At 64.8% G+C, this 17659-nt stretch carries 14 protein-coding genes; 2 read left to right on the top strand and 12 right to left on the bottom strand.

Annotated features, from left to right (window positions below; translation table 11 throughout):
* Positions 1-147: 147 nt before the first annotated feature.
* Positions 148-1344, top strand: a complete 1197-nt coding sequence (locus tag GO608_RS12665) for an IS256 family transposase (protein ID WP_169200660.1) — start codon at positions 148-150, stop codon at positions 1342-1344.
* A 570-nt stretch (positions 1345-1914) separates the two neighbouring features.
* Here GO608_RS12665 and GO608_RS12660 read toward each other — a convergent pair.
* The 6 genes from GO608_RS12660 to secA form a co-directional block, all read right to left on the bottom strand.
* Entirely contained in the window at positions 1915-4767 is a 2853-nt protein-coding gene (locus GO608_RS12660) for a VapE domain-containing protein (RefSeq protein ID WP_169200037.1), read from the bottom strand.
* A gap of 277 nt (positions 4768-5044) precedes the next feature.
* Positions 5045-5266 carry a helix-turn-helix transcriptional regulator gene (locus GO608_RS12655; protein WP_169200036.1) on the bottom strand — a complete coding sequence of 74 codons (222 nt, stop codon included), beginning with the start codon at positions 5264-5266 and terminating at the stop codon, positions 5045-5047.
* A 176-nt stretch (positions 5267-5442) separates the two neighbouring features.
* A complete protein-coding gene (locus GO608_RS12650; protein WP_169200035.1) occupies positions 5443-5898 on the bottom strand; it encodes a hypothetical protein in 456 nt (151 codons plus the stop codon).
* A complete protein-coding gene (locus GO608_RS12645) occupies positions 5895-7100 on the bottom strand; it encodes a tyrosine-type recombinase/integrase (protein ID WP_281505732.1) in 1206 nt (401 codons plus the stop codon). Before GO608_RS12645 ends, GO608_RS12650 begins: the two co-directional genes overlap by 4 nt.
* Before the next feature lie 195 nt (positions 7101-7295).
* Positions 7296-8534, bottom strand: coding sequence for a bifunctional glutamate N-acetyltransferase/amino-acid acetyltransferase ArgJ (argJ, locus tag GO608_RS12640; protein ID WP_169200033.1), 1239 nt, complete (start codon positions 8532-8534; stop codon positions 7296-7298).
* A gap of 151 nt (positions 8535-8685) precedes the next feature.
* Complete coding sequence (secA, locus tag GO608_RS12635; RefSeq protein WP_169200032.1) at positions 8686-11409, bottom strand: preprotein translocase subunit SecA; 2724 nt, start codon at positions 11407-11409, stop codon at positions 8686-8688.
* 171 nt (positions 11410-11580) lie between these two features.
* On the opposite strand from secA, the gene GO608_RS12630 reads away from it, so the two are divergent.
* Complete coding sequence (locus GO608_RS12630; protein WP_169200031.1) at positions 11581-12015, top strand: DciA family protein; 435 nt, start codon at positions 11581-11583, stop codon at positions 12013-12015.
* Positions 12016-12020: 5 nt separating this feature from the next.
* Here the strand turns inward: GO608_RS12630 and GO608_RS12625 are convergent, their stop codons facing one another.
* The 6 genes from GO608_RS12625 to GO608_RS12600 form a co-directional block, all read right to left on the bottom strand.
* The gene (locus tag GO608_RS12625) at positions 12021-12209 is read right to left on the bottom strand and encodes a hypothetical protein (protein WP_169200030.1); all 189 of its coding nucleotides are present in this window, start codon (positions 12207-12209) and stop codon (positions 12021-12023) included.
* Between the two features lie 8 nt (positions 12210-12217).
* Positions 12218-13138, bottom strand: a complete 921-nt coding sequence (gene lpxC / locus GO608_RS12620) for a UDP-3-O-acyl-N-acetylglucosamine deacetylase (protein ID WP_169200029.1) — start codon at positions 13136-13138, stop codon at positions 12218-12220.
* A 263-nt stretch (positions 13139-13401) separates the two neighbouring features.
* The gene (gene ftsZ / locus GO608_RS12615) at positions 13402-14541 is read right to left on the bottom strand and encodes a cell division protein FtsZ (protein WP_169200028.1); all 1140 of its coding nucleotides are present in this window, start codon (positions 14539-14541) and stop codon (positions 13402-13404) included.
* 139 nt (positions 14542-14680) lie between these two features.
* The gene (ftsA, locus tag GO608_RS12610) at positions 14681-15910 is read right to left on the bottom strand and encodes a cell division protein FtsA (protein WP_169200027.1); all 1230 of its coding nucleotides are present in this window, start codon (positions 15908-15910) and stop codon (positions 14681-14683) included.
* On the bottom strand, positions 15907-16743 hold the full coding sequence (locus GO608_RS12605; protein ID WP_169200026.1) for a cell division protein FtsQ/DivIB: 837 nt from the start codon (positions 16741-16743) through the stop codon (positions 15907-15909). Before GO608_RS12605 ends, ftsA begins: the two co-directional genes overlap by 4 nt.
* Positions 16736-17650: a D-alanine--D-alanine ligase gene (locus GO608_RS12600; RefSeq protein WP_169200025.1), complete on the bottom strand. Its 915-nt coding sequence runs from the start codon at positions 17648-17650 to the stop codon at positions 16736-16738. Before GO608_RS12600 ends, GO608_RS12605 begins: the two co-directional genes overlap by 8 nt.
* Positions 17651-17659: the final 9 nt, after the last annotated feature.

The following is a 17659-nucleotide window of genomic DNA, read 5'->3' as shown; positions in this document are numbered from 1 at the left end:
CGCAAGCCCGGGGTGGCCCTTGCCCTGCCGGTGTCGTGTCGGTAGTGTGCTGAGAAGTGTGCAGAAGCGCCTTCGGCTGGAAGGCGCGGGTGGCCATGGCTAAGGTTGATTGTCGGATCGACCTTTAACCCCGTGGAGAGGGCAGCCATGACCACGATCAAGCGTAGTTCGAAGGGCGCGACAGTGGAAGCATTGGTGGCGTCGGATCCGGAGCTGATGAAGGCGCTGATGAAGCAGGCGCTGCAGGAGGTCCTGGAAGGCGAGATGACCGAGTTGCTGGGAGCGGCGCCGGGCGAGCGCACCGACCGCCGTCAGGGCTACCGGGCCGGCTACTACAGTCGTGGCTTGGTGACGCGCATCGGAAAACTGGAGCTGCGCGTGCCACGTGACCGTAACGGCGAGTTTTCCACCGCGCTGTTCGAGCGCTATGCGCGCAGCGAGAAGGCGCTGGTCGCGGCGCTCGCCGAGATGTACGTGCAGGGGGTGTCGACGCGCAAGGTCAAAATGATCACCGAAGAGCTGTGCGGGCACAGCTTCTCGGCCTCGGCCATCTCGGCGATCAACAAGAGCCTGGACGAGGCGCTGGCGCGCTTTGCCGCGCGGCAGCTGGACGAAGCGTACCCCTATCTGATCCTCGATGCCCGCTACGAGAAAATCCGCGAAGACGGCGTGATTCGCGCGCAAGCGGTGCTGATCGCGATCGGCATCAATTGGGAGGGGCACCGCCAGGTGCTCGCGGTCGAGCTCGCCCACCGCGAGAGCCAGAGCAGTTGGAAGGACTTTCTGCTGCGGCTCAAGGAGCGGGGCCTCGCGGGGGTCGAGTTCGTCGTCTCGGACGATCACGCAGGGCTCAAGAAGGCCATTTCCGAAGTGTTGAGCGAGGCGGTCTGGCAGCGCTGCTACGTCCACTTCCTGAGGAACGCCCTTGATTACCTGCCGCGCAAGGCTGACGACGACTGTCTGCAGGAGCTGCGCTGGATCTACGACCGGCGCGACATCCAGGAGGCCCACCGCGACCTGGCCGCGTGGATCACGAAGTGGCAGGCAAAGTATCCGAAGCTCGTCGACTGGGCCGAGTCGAACATCGGCGAGACGCTGACCTTCTACCGGCTGCCGCGCCAGCATCACAAGCACATGAAGAGCACCAACATGCTCGAACGGCTCAACGAGGAGATCAAACGACGCACCCATGTCGTGCGCATCTTCCCCAATACCGATTCGTGCCTGCGACTGATCCGCGCGCTGTGCGTCGAAACGCACGAGAGCTGGCTCGAGGACAACCGCTACCTGAACATGACCCTGCTCGCCGAGCAGAAGAAGGAGGCCCTGCGGCTGGCCGCGTGAGGCCGCCACCCGCTTTCAGCGCCGCTTCGGGCTACGCCCTGTGCGGCGCTGAAAGCGAAATGACATCAACCATGTCGTGCTCACCCAATTTGCACAACTTGACGCACACAACTGTCGTGTCGGCGTTACGTTGGCAATTTGTGTTTGGGGGTTCGGCGCTTCGGCTTTGCAGGCTGGGCAGTGTAGGTAGGGCAGGTAGGGCAAGGGTAGTGCAGATTTTCGGCTGCACTACCCGGCTGAAACCCTTGCTGCTATTGACTTCTAGGACTATGGGTAGTGCAGGTAGTGGAGAATATGGAAGAAAGCAGAGAGGAAGAGAAAAAAGTGATGGAGCATGCCAAGCCCTGTAAAAATATTCCCCTACGTATACTCTCCAGAACCTGCACTACCCCGCTACCTGCACTACCCAAAACGCCTTAAATCCGCGCCGCTATTGGGATTCAGCGGGTAGTGCAGTCGAAAAAGCTGCACTACCCTTGCCCTACCTGCACTACCTACAGCCCGCAATTCGGCGGCGCAAATGAAAACCGGCCATTGGGAGGCCGGTTGTGGATGTGAATCGTAAGCGCCCTATTCGAAGTCGCCGATGAAGTTTTCCTCATCAACAACCGGCTGCGGGACGGGTCCTGCACTCGATGATGCGGTGCTCCCTACGCTCACGAAAGATCGTTGGATCGGCGGGACAAGCCAGACAGCCCGCCCTTTCGCTTTTGTCGGCTCCCCGAGCAGCGCGCGCAGTGCGCTGCCGCAATCTTTCGCCTGTGGATTCGTCGGCGTACCGTACCCGATCGCGTGCAATACTTCACTCGCAGACAGCCGGTGCCAAGTTGCCCGGTCGCTCTCGAGGTTCATGCTTGAGGCGAGAGTGTCGTAAATCGCGCTGCGCTGCTGATGGTGAGCGTTGTTCTGTTCGAGCAACTCTTCCTCGGCCGATTCCAGCCACCAGCGCTCCCCCGCTTCATACCGCACTGCAACCTGAGCCCACAACTGTTGCATGTCGATGGTGTGCCTGTACCGGACTTCCGCCACCGGGATCGTCCACCAACGGACGTTGCCGGTCTCATCGGGTAGGTAAGCTTCGGGGTTCACCGATGCGCAAAAGACCGTCCGGCGTTGGAACTCAGCGTCCGTACGAGCATAGGGAGGGCGCAGCTTATCTGCACCCTTGGAGATGAACGCCTTCACAGCGGGGATGTCCCGCTTCATCGTCGAATCCACCTCGCCAAGCTCTACAAGCCAATGCGAGAGGGCCGTTATCATGCTGTCCTTGTTTGCCGGGTCGAGGTGGGCGCCTGACAGAATGTACTGCTGGGAAAGGTCGCCCGGCAGCAGCCGCTCAAACCAAGCGGACTTGCCCAGGCTCTGCGCCCCCTGGAGGGTCAGCACACCCTTCGAATGGAACCCGGACGGTTTCAGCGCAGCGGCTACGGCACTGATCAGCCAGCGGCACACCAGCTTATCCCGCAAGGAGATGGGGAATCCATCGCGCGGGACGAGCGTGTTGAGGAGTTCTGAGATGCGGTCTTGTCCGTCCCAGCGCTTCGATTTGATCCAGTCAGCGATGACGTTGCGGGGAGCGCGAAAGGCAACGGTTCCGACAAACTCGGCGACGAGGCTGGGGGTCTTGATATCATTGACCGCCGCCAGTGAAACGACAGTGCTGATTGCCGCGTTATCGGCCTGATCGGGTGTGGTGGCGAGAGACGGAACGACGATCACGGGCTTCTTCTTGATCACATCGTAATACACGGTAATGCCGTACCCCTGCAGGAGATGTTCGATATTCTCCACCGTCGTTTTCAGGCTGGGGCCCTTCTCGGTTATGGACATATGCGGGAACCCGGACATGCCAAGGGAGGCAGGCGCGCCCGCTCGTGACAGGTCGACATGGTCAGCCCCGTGGAGTCGCGCCGACGGCGGTGCCAAGGCTTTCTTTATGGTCGGCATACTCCGCGGGTTATTCAGCGCCTTGAGCCGTTTCGAAATCACATCTGCCAGCGTATCTCGCGGCCCGCTATCGAGGCCTGCTGCCTTGATCTCCGGAACGATATCGATGTCGATGGTGCATACGTCCGCGGCGGCGATGCGTGCACGAAACAGGTCGACGGCCGACAAAGCGGCTTCGGCATCCAACACCTTCGCCTTCTTGAGCTCGGCCTGCACTTCAGGCAGCGTCGCAACCCACGCCCGCATCGCCTCGTTGCTGGCGGACTTCGTCGCGTCCGCGTCGAAAGCGTCGTCCGGATCGTCGAGGTGCCCGAACTTGTAGTGGCGTACCAAATCCCATTTGTTCGTCGCCCGCCCGCGAAGCGGATCCGTGTTGTGGGTATTTGAGATGTACTCACGGTCCGGCGTGATGAACGCCCCGCCTTTCGCACCGTTGCCCTGCAGGAAATTCAGTCGCCGGCCGTCGCTGATGGATTCGAACTCGAAGACGTCAGCGAGCCACTGCTCCATCACGTCTTCGATCGGGAACGCGCGGCAGAACGCACCGATCAAGCCCGGCTTCTCTTTCGGATCGACGAGGTTGCGATCCTCGCCTTCAATCCGCTCCCGCGCCGCAGCGAGCAAACCGGGCGGGATCACGAGCGGCACTTCGTCTCCGCAGAACCCATCGACGAGGCCGCCGCGCACCGCAACGGGATCCACGACCCCCGCTTCGAACACCGGGTCTGCCGTGTAGTGGATCTGGACCGTACGGAACGTCACGACGTCCACCTCGATACCCAGCCCATGCTTCCACGCCGTGAGCTGGCCTTCGGTGTACGGATTCTCGAGCCAGTACCACAGGTGCGCCTTGAGCTTGCCCCCTGCGCTCGGGTGCCCGGCAGAGGCCGAAAGGCGCCAGTAATAGGTGATGCCGTGGAAGCATTCCGGCAGTCGCCGGCTGATGAACTGCTCGACGGCAGCCTGCGGTGTCCGTACCGAGTCGATCCCGTCAGGCAGGTAGCCGTCGATGTCGAACATCACGAACCGACGCGCCTGCTCGCGGAAGTTGCGGGTGTTGCGCAAATACAGGCCCGGGCGTTCGGGCACCGCATCGGGCGCGAGCGCTCCGCGGATGATGCAGCAATCCGGCTCGACCGCGAGTTGCTCGAGCAGATTCGCGAGCCCCTGGATGCTGGACCGCGCCACCGCAGCCGTAGTGTAGCGCTTCGCCTGGTCGTACGGCCGGATCGTCCCGTCGGCGCACCAGGTCTTGGTGAGCGGAATCTTGGCGAGGGTTTTCAGGACCGTGATGTTTTCGGCCGTGGCCCGGAGCTTTCCGGCAGCAGCAGCCGGATCAGGTGCACCGGCGGCTGAGCGGCGCGCCGCTGCGATTGCTCTCGCCGCTTCGGTTTTAGCTGCCGCAGCGGTTTCAGCAAGGGGCGCATCCGGCTTCGGAGCCTGTGCAGCCCGGGCGGCTTCCCGGCGCGCGCTCATGCTGCACCCCCCGCGACGGTCAGAAGGTCGCCCCCGGCAGCGCGTTGTGCTAAGGTAGCGCTGTGAGGAAAGCGCACATTTTGGCCTTGGTTCGGTTGCCGCCGACCAAGGCCGTTGTACGTCTGGGGGTCGGAGCGCGAGACGGACTCACGCGTTGAATTTTCAGTCATGTTGGTTCCTTTGCTTTTGGAACCGGCTCTGGTGACATTGGAAATTGGCGAGAATGGTGCAGTTGGCGAAATGCCGGTTTGAGAGATGTACTCACTGGTGTGCCGATTCAGGCGGCCGCTTTGCTGCCGCGAGAAGTACTCACGCGTTCGGCGATCCACGCGTCGACTTCGGATTCGAGCCAGCCAACACGGTTGGCGACACCGAGATTGATCTGCCGCGGGAATTTCCCCGCCTTCGATAATTCGTAGATGGTCGATGTAGCGAGGCTGGTACGGTCCTTCACCTGCTTCAGGCGAAGGATCCGGAGGGCTGCCTTGACTTGTTCCATGGTCATACTCCTTTGCGCGGGACGCGCTGAACAACAGCGCATGGAACGAAGCGTAAAGGCTCAGAATATGCAAAAAGAAGAGGGGGCTTTTTGCACACCCCCATTGTGAGAGAGGCTCACCGGCGCACCCCCTTGCCCGACATGCCGTTTAGGCGGCAAGCGTGAGATGCCCTCAACTAGAGCCAGTCGGGGTACAGCGCCTTCGGCATCGCGTGAAAGGCGTCGGTGTCTTTGCCGTCTCGCCTGAGCTTCTCGAGCCCATCCTTCCCGTCTTGAATCGCAGCGTCGACGGCGCGCTTGGACCGGCCCGATGCGGAGGCCAGCTCCTTCGAAATCAATGTAGCGGAACCCACCCTCAGCGAGGCCGCGAGCGCGTAGCCGACCGGGTTGCCGATGCCGCGCCGGTTGCCGGCCTTCAGGCTGAGGAACTCCCCCAGGGTGCTGGTGCGAGGGTGCTTCTTGTCCGAGTTGCGCGGCTGGGCCGCGGCTGCCCGGAACGCGGTGGCGAAATGCAGCGCGAGCGGCCCGGGCAACGCTTCGTCCCGCTCGAGGAATCCAGCCGCGTGCACGAGCAATCGCCCCGCCGCGTCCTCGTCGTATGGCGCCTGTGCAAGATCTGTCTCCCAGCTCATGCGGCCACCCGCTTGAACGCCACCACCGTCCCGCCCCGCTTCGCCTGGCCTGACAGATCACACCACCACTGCAGGAGCTCGCGACGCTCGTCGAGCAGCTGCGCGTGGTTGTACGCGCGGCGGATCTGGTTGCGTTCCTGGTGCGCGAGACACAGCTCGATGACATCGGCTCGCCACCCGGCGCCGTTGGCGATGGTCGAGAACGTGCCGCGCACCCCGTGCGGCGTGAACTTCCCCGCGTAGCCGGCGCGCCGGAAAAGATCGCGAATCGCCTCCCCGCTCATCGGGCGCTTCCGGTCGGAGCGGTGGGGGAACACGTGCTCGAGCGTGCCGGTATGAACCTGCACCCGGCGCAGGATCTCGACGGCTTGCCGGGTGAGCGTAACCACGTGCTCCTGTTTCGCCTTCATGCGCCCGGGCGGGATCGTCCAGAGCCCCGCGTCAAGATCGATTTCCGCCCAGCGTGCGCCCGTCACCTCATTGATGCGGCAGGCCGTCGCCCACATCAGACCGACAGCCTCTTTCACGGTCGCTTCCCCGGGAGCGGCCGCGATCGCCTGCAAGAAGGCGCCGATCTCGTCGTTGCGCACGATCGCGTGGTGATTCACCTGAGTGGGTTTCAAAGCGCGACGGAGCGGAAACGTCGGGTCGTCCTCGCGCAGCTGCTCGTTCACGGCGAAGCGGAACACCCCGCCCACCCATGTCTTGACGAGCGCGGCCTGAGTGGGTGAGCGCTTCTCCACCTTGCGCAGCATCGCCAGAACGTGCGCCGCTTTAAGGTCGGCGATCGGGTACTGCCCGATCTCTGGAAACACGTCACCAGCCATGCGGGCACGCACCTGTCGAATGTAGTTTGCCGACCAGTCCGGGCGTTTGTGTTCGATCCATTCCGCCGTCACCGTCTCGAACGTTGAGCCCAGCGCGAGGATGCGCTCGGCCTTCTCCAGCCCGCGATGGTGTGACGGGTTGATGCCCTGCTTCACGAGCGCTCGTGCCTCGTCGCGCGCGCGTCTTGCCTCCTGCAGCCCCATCGCCGGGTATTCACCCAAGGCGTGCATGTTCTGTTTGTCGGCCAGGCGGAAGCGATAGCGCCAGAACTTCGCCCCGGAAGGCCTTACCTCGAGGCACAACCCATGCGAGTCGGCCACGCGATATGTCTTGTCCGTAGCTTTGACAGCCCGGCATTTGGCATCGGTGAGCATGACGTATCCGTCCAAAAAGTGAGTAATCCGGGCGTTACTCACACCCGAACGAGAGTAACGCTCCTCGTTACTCGCTATCTTACTCACTTTTTAGTCGGAAGCACACGGAATAAATCGGAAGGGCATGGAACGAAAAAGCCCGGCAGTACCGGGCTTTTGTTCTTACGCTGCATTCCGCAGCATTACGTAAACGGGCTAGCTGCGGTAGTCGGCGTTGATCTTCACGTAGTCGTACGAAAAATCGCATGTCCACACGGTTGCCCGTGCACGGCCCCGACCGAGGTCGACGCGCACGGTGATCTCGGCTTCCTTCATGACCCGGGCACCGTCTTCCTCGCGGTAAGTCGGGGCGCGGCCGCCGAGTTCGGCGACAAGCACCTCTTCGGCTGCGCTGCCGAGCCACACTCGGAGGCGTCCGACGTCGAGATCCTGGAGGCCGGCATAGCCGATCGCGGCGAGGATGCGGCCGAGGTTCGGGTCCGATGCGAAGAACGCGGTCTTGACGAGCGGCGACTGGCCGATCGCGTACGCCACTTTGCGGCATTCGACGATGTCGAGACCGCCTTCAACCGCGATCGTCATGAATTTGGTCGCGCCTTCGCCGTCGCGGACGATCGCCTGCGCGAGCCGGATCGACACGTCGATGACCGCGGCGCGCAGCGCGTGGAAGTCCGGGCCGAGCGGATCGGCGATCTCGGCGTTGCCGGCCTGGCCCGTGGCGACGACGATGAACGAGTCGTTGGTCGAAGTGTCGCCATCGACCGTGATGCTGTTGAACGACAGGTCGGCGGCCTCCTTGGTCAGCGCATCGAGCAGGGCCTGCGAGACGGCGGCGTCGCAGGCGAGAAAGCCGAGCATCGTCGCCATGTTCGGCTTGATCATGCCGGCGCCTTTGCTGAGGCCGGTCAAGGTGACGGTGCGGCCGCCGATCTCGACCTGCCGCGACACCGCCTTCGCCAGCGTGTCGGTCGTCATGATCGCGTGCGCCGCGTCGAACCAGCCGTCCTCGCGCAGATCCGCGTGCGCGGCGGGCAGTCCGGCGATCAGGCGGTCGACGGGCAGCGGTTCGAGGATCACGCCGGTCGAGAACGGCAGCACCTGCTCGGGTGCGACGCCCAGTGCGCGGCCGACTGCGACGCAGGTCGCGTAGGCGTCCGCAAGCCCCTGTTCGCCGGTGCCGGCGTTCGCAACGCCGGTGTTGATGACCAGCGCCCGCACGTCGCCGCCGGCGATGTGCTGCTTGCACAGCTGTACCGGCGCCGCGCAGAAGCGGTTGAGGGTGAAGACCCCGGCAACCCGGCTGCCGGCCGCAAGTTCGATCAGCGTGAGGTCACGCCGGTTGGCCTTGCGGATCCCGGCCTCCGCGACGCCGACGCGGACGCCGGGCACCGGAATGAGATCGGACGGCTGCGGAGCGGTCAGATTCACAGGCATGGTTTTCTCCGTGGAACAGAATACGAGGTGGAAGGCCGCCGTGACGGTCAACCGTGGCGGCCATGCCCGGAATAACTGGACTCCAGGTCGTGGCGGACGATCACGCGAGCGCCCCGGGGGCAAGTCCCGGCAGTTCCCCGCGCATCGCGCCTCAGCTCAGTTTGCCGTGGCAATGCTTGTATTTCTTGCCCGATCCGCACGGGCACGGATCGTTGCGCCCGACTTTCGGCCCCGCCGGCGCTGCTGCCTGCGCGGTCTCCGCAGCGGTGGCGACACCGAGCGCCTCGTCGAAAGCGGCATGCTGGTACTGCACGTTCTCGAGCTCGGGTGGCACCTCCGCCTCCTCGAGCTGTGCTTCGGTGCGCACCTGGACCGTCATCAGGAGTTTGGAGACGTCGCTGCGTACGGCATCGAGCAGGGTCTCGAACAGCTCGAAGGCCTCCCGCTTGTATTCCTGTTTGGGATTCTTCTGCGCATAGCCGCGCAAGTGGATGCCCTGCCGCAGGTGATCGAGCGCCGCCAGGTGCTCGCGCCAGTGCGTGTCGAGGCTCTGCAGCATCACGTTGCGCTCGAACTGGTGCCACGCGGTCGGATCGACCTGCGCGGTCTTCGCCGCGTATGCCTCCTCGGCCGCAGCGAGGAGGCGCTGGAGGATCGCCTCGTCGTCGAGGTTCGGTTCCGCCTTGAGCCATTCGCCGATCGGCAACCGGAGCTGGAACTCCGATGCGAGCGCCTGTTCGAGCGCCGCGATGTCCCATTGCTCCTCGACGCTGTCGACCGGCACGTGGATGCGGAAACTGTCGTGCAGCACGCCTTGGCGCATTGCGCGGACGGTCTCCGAGATGTCGTCGGCTTCGAGCAGTTCGTTGCGCTGCTGATAGATGACCTTGCGCTGGTCGTTCGCGACATCGTCGTATTCGAGCAGCTGCTTACGGATATCGAAGTTGCGCTGCTCGACCTTGCGCTGCGCCGACTCGAGCGAGCGCGTCACCATCGCGTGCTCGATCGCCTCGCCTTCGGGCATTTTCAGCCGCACCATGATCGCGTTGAGGCGCTCGCCGGCGAAGATCTTCATCAGCGGGTCTTCGAGCGACAGGTAGAAGCGCGAACTGCCCGGATCGCCTTGGCGTCCCGCTCGGCCGCGCAGCTGGTTGTCGATGCGGCGCGACTCGTGCCGCTCGGTGCCGATGATGTGCAGGCCGCCGTTGGCGAGCACCTGCTCGTGCACCGGCTTCCACTCCTCGCGCAGCGCGGCGGTGCGCGCCTCCTTCTGCTCGGGCGTCAGCGTCTCGTCGTCGCGTACTGCGGCGAGCTGCCGCTCGATGCTGCCGCCGAGCACGATGTCGGTGCCGCGCCCGGCCATGTTCGTCGCGATCGTGATGACGCCGGGGCGCCCCGCCTGCGCGACGATCTCCGCTTCGTGCTCGTGCTGCTTCGCATTCAGCACCTGGTGCGGCAGATCGACGCGGTTCAGCTCGCCCGACAGGAACTCGTTGATCTCGATCGACGTCGTGCCGACCAGCACCGGCTGGCCGCGCTCGACACAGCCGCGGATGTCGGCGATCACCGCGTCCCACTTTTCCTTCGCGGTGCGATAGACCTTGTCGTTCTCGTCCTTGCGGATCATCGGACGGTTCGTCGGCACGACGACGGTTTCCAGCCCGTAGATCGAGTGGAACTCGAACGCCTCAGTGTCGGCCGTGCCGGTCATGCCGGCGAGCTTGCCGTACATGCGGAAATAGTTCTGAAAGGTGATCGACGCGAGCGTCTGGTTTTCGGCTTGGATGCGCACGCCTTCCTTCGCCTCGACCGCCTGGTGTAGGCCATCGGACCAGCGCCGGCCGGCCATCAGGCGGCCGGTGAACTCGTCGACGATGACGACTTCGTTGTTCTGCACCACGTAATGCTGGTCCTTGTGGTACAGCGCATGTGCGCGCAGCGCCGCGTACAGGTGATGCACGAGCAGGATGTTGCCCGGGTCGTAGAGGCTCGTGCCTTCGGCGAGCAGGCCCATCCGCGTCAGGATCTGCTCGGCGTTCTCGTGGCCCTGTTCGGTCAACAGCACCTGGCGCGCCTTCAGGTCGAGCGTATAGTCGCCCGGCTTGGTGACGTTGTCGCCTTCGCCTTCCTGCTCGGTGAGCATCGGCGCGACCTGGTTGAGCTTGAGGTAGAGGTCGGTGTGGTCTTCGGCCTGCCCGGAGATGATTAGCGGCGTGCGCGCCTCATCGATGAGGATCGAATCGACTTCGTCGACGATCGCGAAGTTCAGCCCGCGCTGCACCCGCTCGCCGGTCGAATAGACCATGTTGTCGCGCAGGTAGTCGAAGCCGAACTCGTTATTCGTGCCGTAGGTGATGTCGGCGGCGTACGCGGCCTGCTTCGCCTCGTGCCCCATGCGCGACAGGTTGCACCCGGTCGTGAGGCCGAGAAAACCGTAGATTCGCCCCATCCAGTCCGCGTCACGGCTCGCGAGGTAGTCGTTGACGGTGATGACATGCACGCCCTTGCCGGTGAGCGCGTTGAGATACGCGGCCAGCGTCGCGACGAGCGTTTTGCCTTCGCCGGTGCGCATTTCCGAAATCTTGCCGTTGTGCAGCACCATGCCGCCGATCAGCTGCACGTCGAAGTGCCGCATGCCGTGGACCCGCTTGCCGGCTTCGCGCACGACGGCGAACGCTTCCGGGAGAATGCTGTCGAGCGCCTCTCCGTTGGCGACCCGCTGCTTGAAATCGGCAGTTTTCGCCTGCAAGGCCTCGTCCGGCAGCGCGGAGATTTCCGGCTCGAGCGCATTGATCGCACGTACGGTCTGGGAATACTGGCGGATCAGGCGCTCGTTGCGACTGCCGAAAATTTTCTTGAGTAGGCCGGAGATCATGGATGGTGGGGTCGGACGATTCGGCAAAGGCGCAAGTTTAGCATGTGGGTGGAATCGATCCGTATTGCAAGTCACGCTACGCCGCAAGGGCTTGACGAGGTCCCGCCCTTGCGGCGCTTGCAGACGCGGGGCGCGAAACCTACCATGGGGAATGATCGCGAGCGCACTTCCATGACCCAGCTTATCCAGCGATTTCTCGGCAGCGGCGACGCGCTGGCCCGTTTGCGCGACCACGCTGCGCGCCTGCGCAAACTTCAGGCGGTGCTGGAACAGCATCTTCCTCCGGCCCTGGCGTCCGCCTGCGCAGTCGCCAATGTCAAGAACGACACCCTCGTGCTGTTGGCACATGGCGGAGCGGTCGCCGCGCGACTCAAGCAGATCGCCCCGACCCTCGCGGAGCAGTTCGGCGCGGCCGGCCTGCCGATCCGGACGATCCAGGTGAAAGTTCAGGTGATCGAGGAGCGCGAAGCGCCGCGCCCGGCCCCGGACCGCACGCTGTCGGAGGCGGGGCGGCGCAGCCTCGCCGATTTTTCATCGAGCCTGCCGGCCGATTCGCCGCTGCGCGAATCGCTGGAGCGACTGATAGACCGCAGCCGGGCCGGTTGAAGCGCTCACGCGAGTGGCAGGAACACCCGCTCGAGCGCGAGCAGCGCGAGGAACACGAAGACGACGACGAGGCCGGCGCGAAGGAAATTCCATGCCCAGCGCCGATAACGGGAATTGCCGGTCAGCATCCACGCGATCAGCGAGGCGCCGATGCCGATCGCCGCGAGGACGGCGAGAAGACGAATGACCAGCATCGTCGGGATCAGGTCGCCGGTGCGAGCTCGAACTGATGACTCACCGCGGCGGGAGTCATTCCCGGCTGTTCGAACGTGACGATTTCCCACGCCGAGCGGTCCTCGAGCAGGACCCGCAGGATCTGGTTGTTCAGCGCGTGCCCCGCCTTGTGCGCACTGTAGGCCGCGAGCAGCGGGTGGCCGCACAGATACAGGTCGCCGATCGCGTCGAGCACCTTGTGCTTGACGAACTCATCGACGTAGCGCAAGCCGTCGGAATTGAGCACGCGGTATTCGTCCATGACAATCGCGTTGTCGAGGCTGCCGCCGAGGGCCAGTCCGTGGGCGCGCATCGAATCGACATCCTGCATGAAACCGAAGGTACGGGCACGGGCGACGTCGCGCACATAGGAATGCTCGGCGAAGTCGATCGTCACGCTGGTCGAGGTCTTGTCGATCGCTGGATGATTGAAGACGATCGAGAACGTCAGCCGGAAGCCGTCATGCGGCTCGAGCCGCACCCACTTGTCGTCCTCGCGGTACTCGACTGCCTTTTTCACGCGCAGGAAGCGCTTCGGCGCCTTCTGCTCCTCGATCCCTGCCGACTGCAGCAGGAATACGAACGGGCCGGCGCTGCCGTCGAGGATCGGAATCTCGGGCGCATCGACGTCGACGTGGAGGTTGTCGATGCCGAGGCCCGCCACTGCGGACATCAGGTGCTCGACGGTGCCCACTTTCGCCCCGTCGCGCTCCAGCCCCGAGCACATCCGCGTGTCGCAGACGGAATACGGATCGGCAGGCAGGTCGCGCGGCGGATCGAGATCGACGCGGTGAAAGATGACCCCCGTGTCTGGCGCCGCCGGCCGCAGCACGAGTTGGACCTTGCGTCCCCCGTGCAGCCCTACCCCGGTGGCCTTGACGATCGATTTGAGGGTGCGCTGCCTGATCATTTTTGAATTATTCCTGTTTCCGGCCAGCAGTTTAACACGGCAACGGGGGCCTTCCGGGAACGCGCAGGCCGGACGGGTCCACGGGCGGCACTGCCGACCACAGTTTGTTGGACCGCGGCAGGATCGTTTCGCTCCGGGGAAATGACGAGGCGGAAAACCGGGAGACGAGGCGGGAACGCGGAACGGCCGCAGGCGCCCGACGCGGACCGGAGGCAGCGGTCCGCGTCAGGGCGCCCGTCGAACGGGACGAGACGCCGGCGGCGTCAGTCGGCCTGCTTGCGCAGGAACGCCGGGATGTCGTATGTGCCCATGCCGTTTGCGCTCATCGCCTCGACGGTGGTGCGCCGGGTGTGGCGGATCACGGCGGGGACGTCGAGGTTGCCCATGTTGCCGTTGCCGCCGAGCGGGCCGTAAGTGCCCGTGCCCTGCACGACCTGCATCACCGGCTGGCGGCCGGTGCGCGGCGTGCCGAGGCCGGTCGCGACGACGGTCACGCGCACGCGGTCTTCCATCGCCTCGTCGAACACGGTGCCGTATTTCACGAAGGCTTCGGGGGCGGCGAACGCCTGCACCGTCTTCACCGCATCGCGCACTTCCGACATCTTCAGCGAGCGGCTGGCGGTGATGTTGATCAGCACGCAGCGCGCGCCGGACAGTTCGGTGCCTTCGAGCAGCGGGCTGACCGCGGCCTGCTCGGCCGCGATGCGCGCGCGATCGAGGCCGCCGGCTTCGGCCGAGCCCATCATCGCGCGGCCCATCTCGCCCATCGCAGTGCGCACGTCCTGGAAGTCGACGTTGACGAGGCCGGGGACATTGATGATCTCGGCGATGCCGCCGACCGCGCTCCTCAGCACGTTGTCGGCCGAGCGGAAGCAGTCCTCGAAGCCGGCGTCGTCGCCATACACTTCGAGCAGCTTGTCGTTGAGCACGATGATCAGGGAATCGACGTAGCGGGTCAGTTCCTCGACGCCGCTTTCGGCGACCCGCAAGCGGTTCTCGAAATCGAACGGTTTGGTGACGACCGCGACGGTCAGGATACCCATCTCCTTCGCGATCTCCGCAACCACTGGGCCGGCCCCGGTGCCGGTGCCGCCGCCCATGCCGCCGGTGATGAAGCACATGTGCGCGCCGTCGAGCGCCGCAGCGATCGCGTCGCGCGAATCCTGCGCGGCGGCGCGGCCGGCTTCGGGCTTCGATCCGGCGCCGAGCCCGGAGCTGCCGAGCTGGATCTTGTTCGGCGCGAGGCAGCGGCTCAGCGCCTGGGCGTCGGTGTTGGCGACGATGAACTCCACGCCCTGCACATTCTCGCGGATCATGTGGTCGACGGCGTTACCGCCCGCCCCGCCGACGCCGATCACCTTGATCACCGTGCCGGTCTGTTCCTTCTCAACGATTTCGATCATTTGCCTCGTCTCCTGAATATCAACCGTTTTGCGCACTGTGCCCTCAGCCACCGGATTTAGTATCAAACGAAAATTCTATAACTAAATAGCCGGTCAACACGGGCGCACCTTCAAATTCGACGGACGACTCCCCGTCCGCTCAGAAATTCTTCTCGAACCATGATTTCATCCGCCCGAACACTTGGCGGACACTGCGTGTTTCACGCGCCAGCATGCCCCGCCGGCGCTGCGCGGACCCTTCCATCACCAACCCCATCGCGTTCGCATAGCGCGGCTGGCACACGACGTCGGCAAGCCCTCCTGCATACTGCGGCGAGCCGATGCGCACCGGCATGTGGAACACTTCCTCGCCGAGCTCGACCATGCCCAGCATCACGGAGGAACCGCCGGTCAGGACGACCCCCGACGACAGCAGCTCCTCGTAGCCGCTGCGGCGCAATTCGGCCTGCACCAGCTCGAACAGTTCGGAGACCCGCGGCTCGATGACATCGGCGAGACGCTGGCGCGACAGCGGCCGTGGCGGCCGGTCGCCGACGCCGGGCACTTCGATCATCTCCTCGGGGTCGGCGAGCGTGTGCATCGCGACGCCGTGACGGATCTTGATCTCCTCGGCTTCGGAAGTCGGCGTGCGCAATGCCATCGCGATGTCGTTGGTGACCTGGTCGCCGGCGATCGGCAGCACTGCGGTGTGGCGGATCGCGCCATGAGTGAAGACGGCGATGTCGGTCGTGCCGCCCCCGATGTCGACGAGGCACACGCCCAGATCCTTTTCGTCGTCGGTCAGCACCGCGTAGCTCGACGCGAGCGGCTGCAGGATCAGGTCCATGACTTCGAGGCCGCAGCGACGCACGCACTTGATGACGTTCTGCGCCGCCGACACCGCACCGGTGACGATATGCACCTTGACCTCGAGCTTGACGCCGCTCATGCCGATCGGCTCGCGCACGCCGCCCTGGCCGTCGATGATGAACTCCTGGGTCAGGATGTGCAGGATCTGCTGTTCGGCCGGGATCGGCATTGCGCGCGCGACTTCGATGACGCGCTCGACGTCGAGCGGCGTGACTTCCTTGTCCTTGATCGCGACCATGCCGTTGGAATTGAAGCTCTTGATGTGGCTGCCGGCGATCCCGGTATAGACGTCGCGGATCTTGCAGTCGGCCATCTGCTCGACTTCCTGGATCACGCGTGCGATCGCATCGACCGTGGCCTCGATGTTCACGACCACGCCACGTTTGAGACCGCTCGTCGGCTGGGTCGCGAGCCCGATGACATTGAGGCGCCCATCCGGGCGCGACTCGGCCACCATGCAGGTGACCTTGGCGGTACCGATATCGAGGCCGACGACCAAGTCCTTGTATTCCTTGCTCATTGCTTGCCTTTCGTTGCTTTCAAGTCGCCCACCGGAGTGAGGGCGAATCCGCTCGGATAGCGGAGATCCGCTACCGCCACCTGTACTCCGACGCCATCGCGCGCGTTCGGCCACGCATGAACGAAGCGCGCCAGCCGCTGATCGGTCGGGGCCTTTTCATGGTCCCGGCCGAGCACGATCACCAAGCCGTCGTCGAGGCGCAGCTGCCACGCCTGGCGCGCCGACAGCGCGAGGCCGACGAGACGGCGGCCGAGCGGCTCGAGCACGCGCTCGAACTCGCGATGCCGTGCCTGGATGTATGCGGCCGAGCCCTGCGGGCCCGAAAAAGCCGGGATGTCGGCGTTGCTCGCGGCGATGAACACTTCGCCGTAGCGATTCACGAGCTGCGATTCGCCGCTCTCCGAAACCGTCCAGTACGCCGCCGCCTGGTGCTCCTCGAGCCGCAGTTCGAGGACATCCGGCCAGCGCCGCCGCACTTCGGCGCGGCGCACCCACGGCAGCTTCTCGAACACCCCGCGTACCTGCTCGAGGTCGACCGAGAAAAAATTGCCGCGGATCGCGGTGCGCGCGACGTATTCGAGCTGCGCCGTCGTGACCTGCGCGGGCGGCGTCAGCACGACGACTTCGCGCAGCGGGAAAAGCGGCCGCGACAAAAACCACACCACGAGCGCGTAGCCGAGCGCGACCGCGGCGAACAGCATCAGCACCTCCGAAATCAGGTTCAGCGTCGCCGGCTTGTCCCACAGTCCTTCCTTTTCGCGCGCGCGTGCCGGCCCTCGGCTGCCGCCGAGGCCGCCGTGGCGCAACGCGTCGCGGGGACGGAAGTCAGCCAAGGCGCGCGTCCTCGAGGATCGTCAGGCACAGCGCGGTGAAGTCCAGACCGACGGCTTTGGCCGCCATCGGCACGAGCGAATGGCCGGTCATGCCGGGCGACGTGTTCATTTCGAGCAGGTACGGCCGGCCGTCCGCGGTCAGCATCAGGTCGGCGCGGCCCCAGCCGCGGCAGCCGAGCACCCGCGCGCTCTTCATCACCAGCGCCTGTAGCGTCTGCTCCTGTTCGGCGGGCAGCCCGCTCGGGCACAGGTAGCGGGTTTCGTCGGTGAAATACTTGTTTTGGTAGTCGTATTTCCCCCCCGGCGCCTCGATGCGGATTACGGGCAGCGCACGCTCGCCGAGGAAAGGCACTGTCAGCTCGGCGCCGGCGACGAACTCCTCGGCGAGCACGAGGTCGTCGAAGCGCGCCGCGAGCTCCCACGCCGCCTTGAGCTGGCCCGCCGCGGTGACTTTCGTTGCGCCCATGCTCGAGCCTTCATGCACCGGCTTGACGAAAATCGGCAGCCCCAGCTCGGCGACGACGGCGTCCCAGTCGGTGTCCGCGGCGAGGATCGCGTAGCGCGGCGTCGGGAGGCCGCACGCCGCCCACACCATCTTGGTGCGCCATTTGTCCATCGCCAGCGCGGAGGCCATCACGCCGCTGCCGGTGTAAGGGATCTTCAGCAGTTCCAGCAGCCCCTGCACCGTGCCGTCCTCGCCGCCGCGGCCATGCAGCGCGATGAACGCGCGGTCGAAACCCTGCTCCTTAAGGATGTGCAGATCCTGCTGCGCCGGGTCGAAGCCGTGTGCATCGACGCCGGCCGCCTGCAACGCCGCGAGCACCGCGCCGCCGGACATCAGCGAGACTTCCCGCTCGGCAGACGTGCCACCGAGCAGCACTGCGACTTTCCCGAATTTTGCCCCCACGCCGTTGCC

The organism is Aromatoleum buckelii, from assembly GCF_012910785.2.
In the GTDB taxonomy this organism is placed as follows: Bacteria; Pseudomonadota; Gammaproteobacteria; order Burkholderiales; family Rhodocyclaceae; genus Aromatoleum; species Aromatoleum buckelii.
This window is presented reverse-complemented; position numbering and strand designations above follow the sequence as displayed.

Excerpts from the sequence above, each read along its gene's own strand:
- GO608_RS12665 (WP_169200660.1), top strand. The coding sequence starts at position 148 with ATGACCACGATCAAGCGTAGTTCGAAGGGCGCGACAGTGGAAGCATTG.
- GO608_RS12660 (WP_169200037.1), bottom strand. The coding sequence starts at position 4,767 with ATGAGCGCGCGCCGGGAAGCCGCCCGGGCTGCACAGGCTCCGAAGCCG.
- GO608_RS12655 (WP_169200036.1), bottom strand. The coding sequence starts at position 5,266 with ATGGAACAAGTCAAGGCAGCCCTCCGGATCCTTCGCCTGAAGCAGGTG.
- GO608_RS12650 (WP_169200035.1), bottom strand. The coding sequence starts at position 5,898 with ATGAGCTGGGAGACAGATCTTGCACAGGCGCCATACGACGAGGACGCG.
- GO608_RS12645 (WP_281505732.1), bottom strand. The coding sequence starts at position 7,100 with ATGCTCACCGATGCCAAATGCCGGGCTGTCAAAGCTACGGACAAGACA.
- argJ (WP_169200033.1), bottom strand. The coding sequence starts at position 8,534 with ATGCCTGTGAATCTGACCGCTCCGCAGCCGTCCGATCTCATTCCGGTG.
- secA (WP_169200032.1), bottom strand. The coding sequence starts at position 11,409 with ATGATCTCCGGCCTACTCAAGAAAATTTTCGGCAGTCGCAACGAGCGC.
- GO608_RS12630 (WP_169200031.1), top strand. The coding sequence starts at position 11,581 with ATGACCCAGCTTATCCAGCGATTTCTCGGCAGCGGCGACGCGCTGGCC.
- GO608_RS12625 (WP_169200030.1), bottom strand. The coding sequence starts at position 12,209 with ATGCTGGTCATTCGTCTTCTCGCCGTCCTCGCGGCGATCGGCATCGGC.
- lpxC (WP_169200029.1), bottom strand. The coding sequence starts at position 13,138 with ATGATCAGGCAGCGCACCCTCAAATCGATCGTCAAGGCCACCGGGGTA.
- ftsZ (WP_169200028.1), bottom strand. The coding sequence starts at position 14,541 with ATGATCGAAATCGTTGAGAAGGAACAGACCGGCACGGTGATCAAGGTG.
- ftsA (WP_169200027.1), bottom strand. The coding sequence starts at position 15,910 with ATGAGCAAGGAATACAAGGACTTGGTCGTCGGCCTCGATATCGGTACC.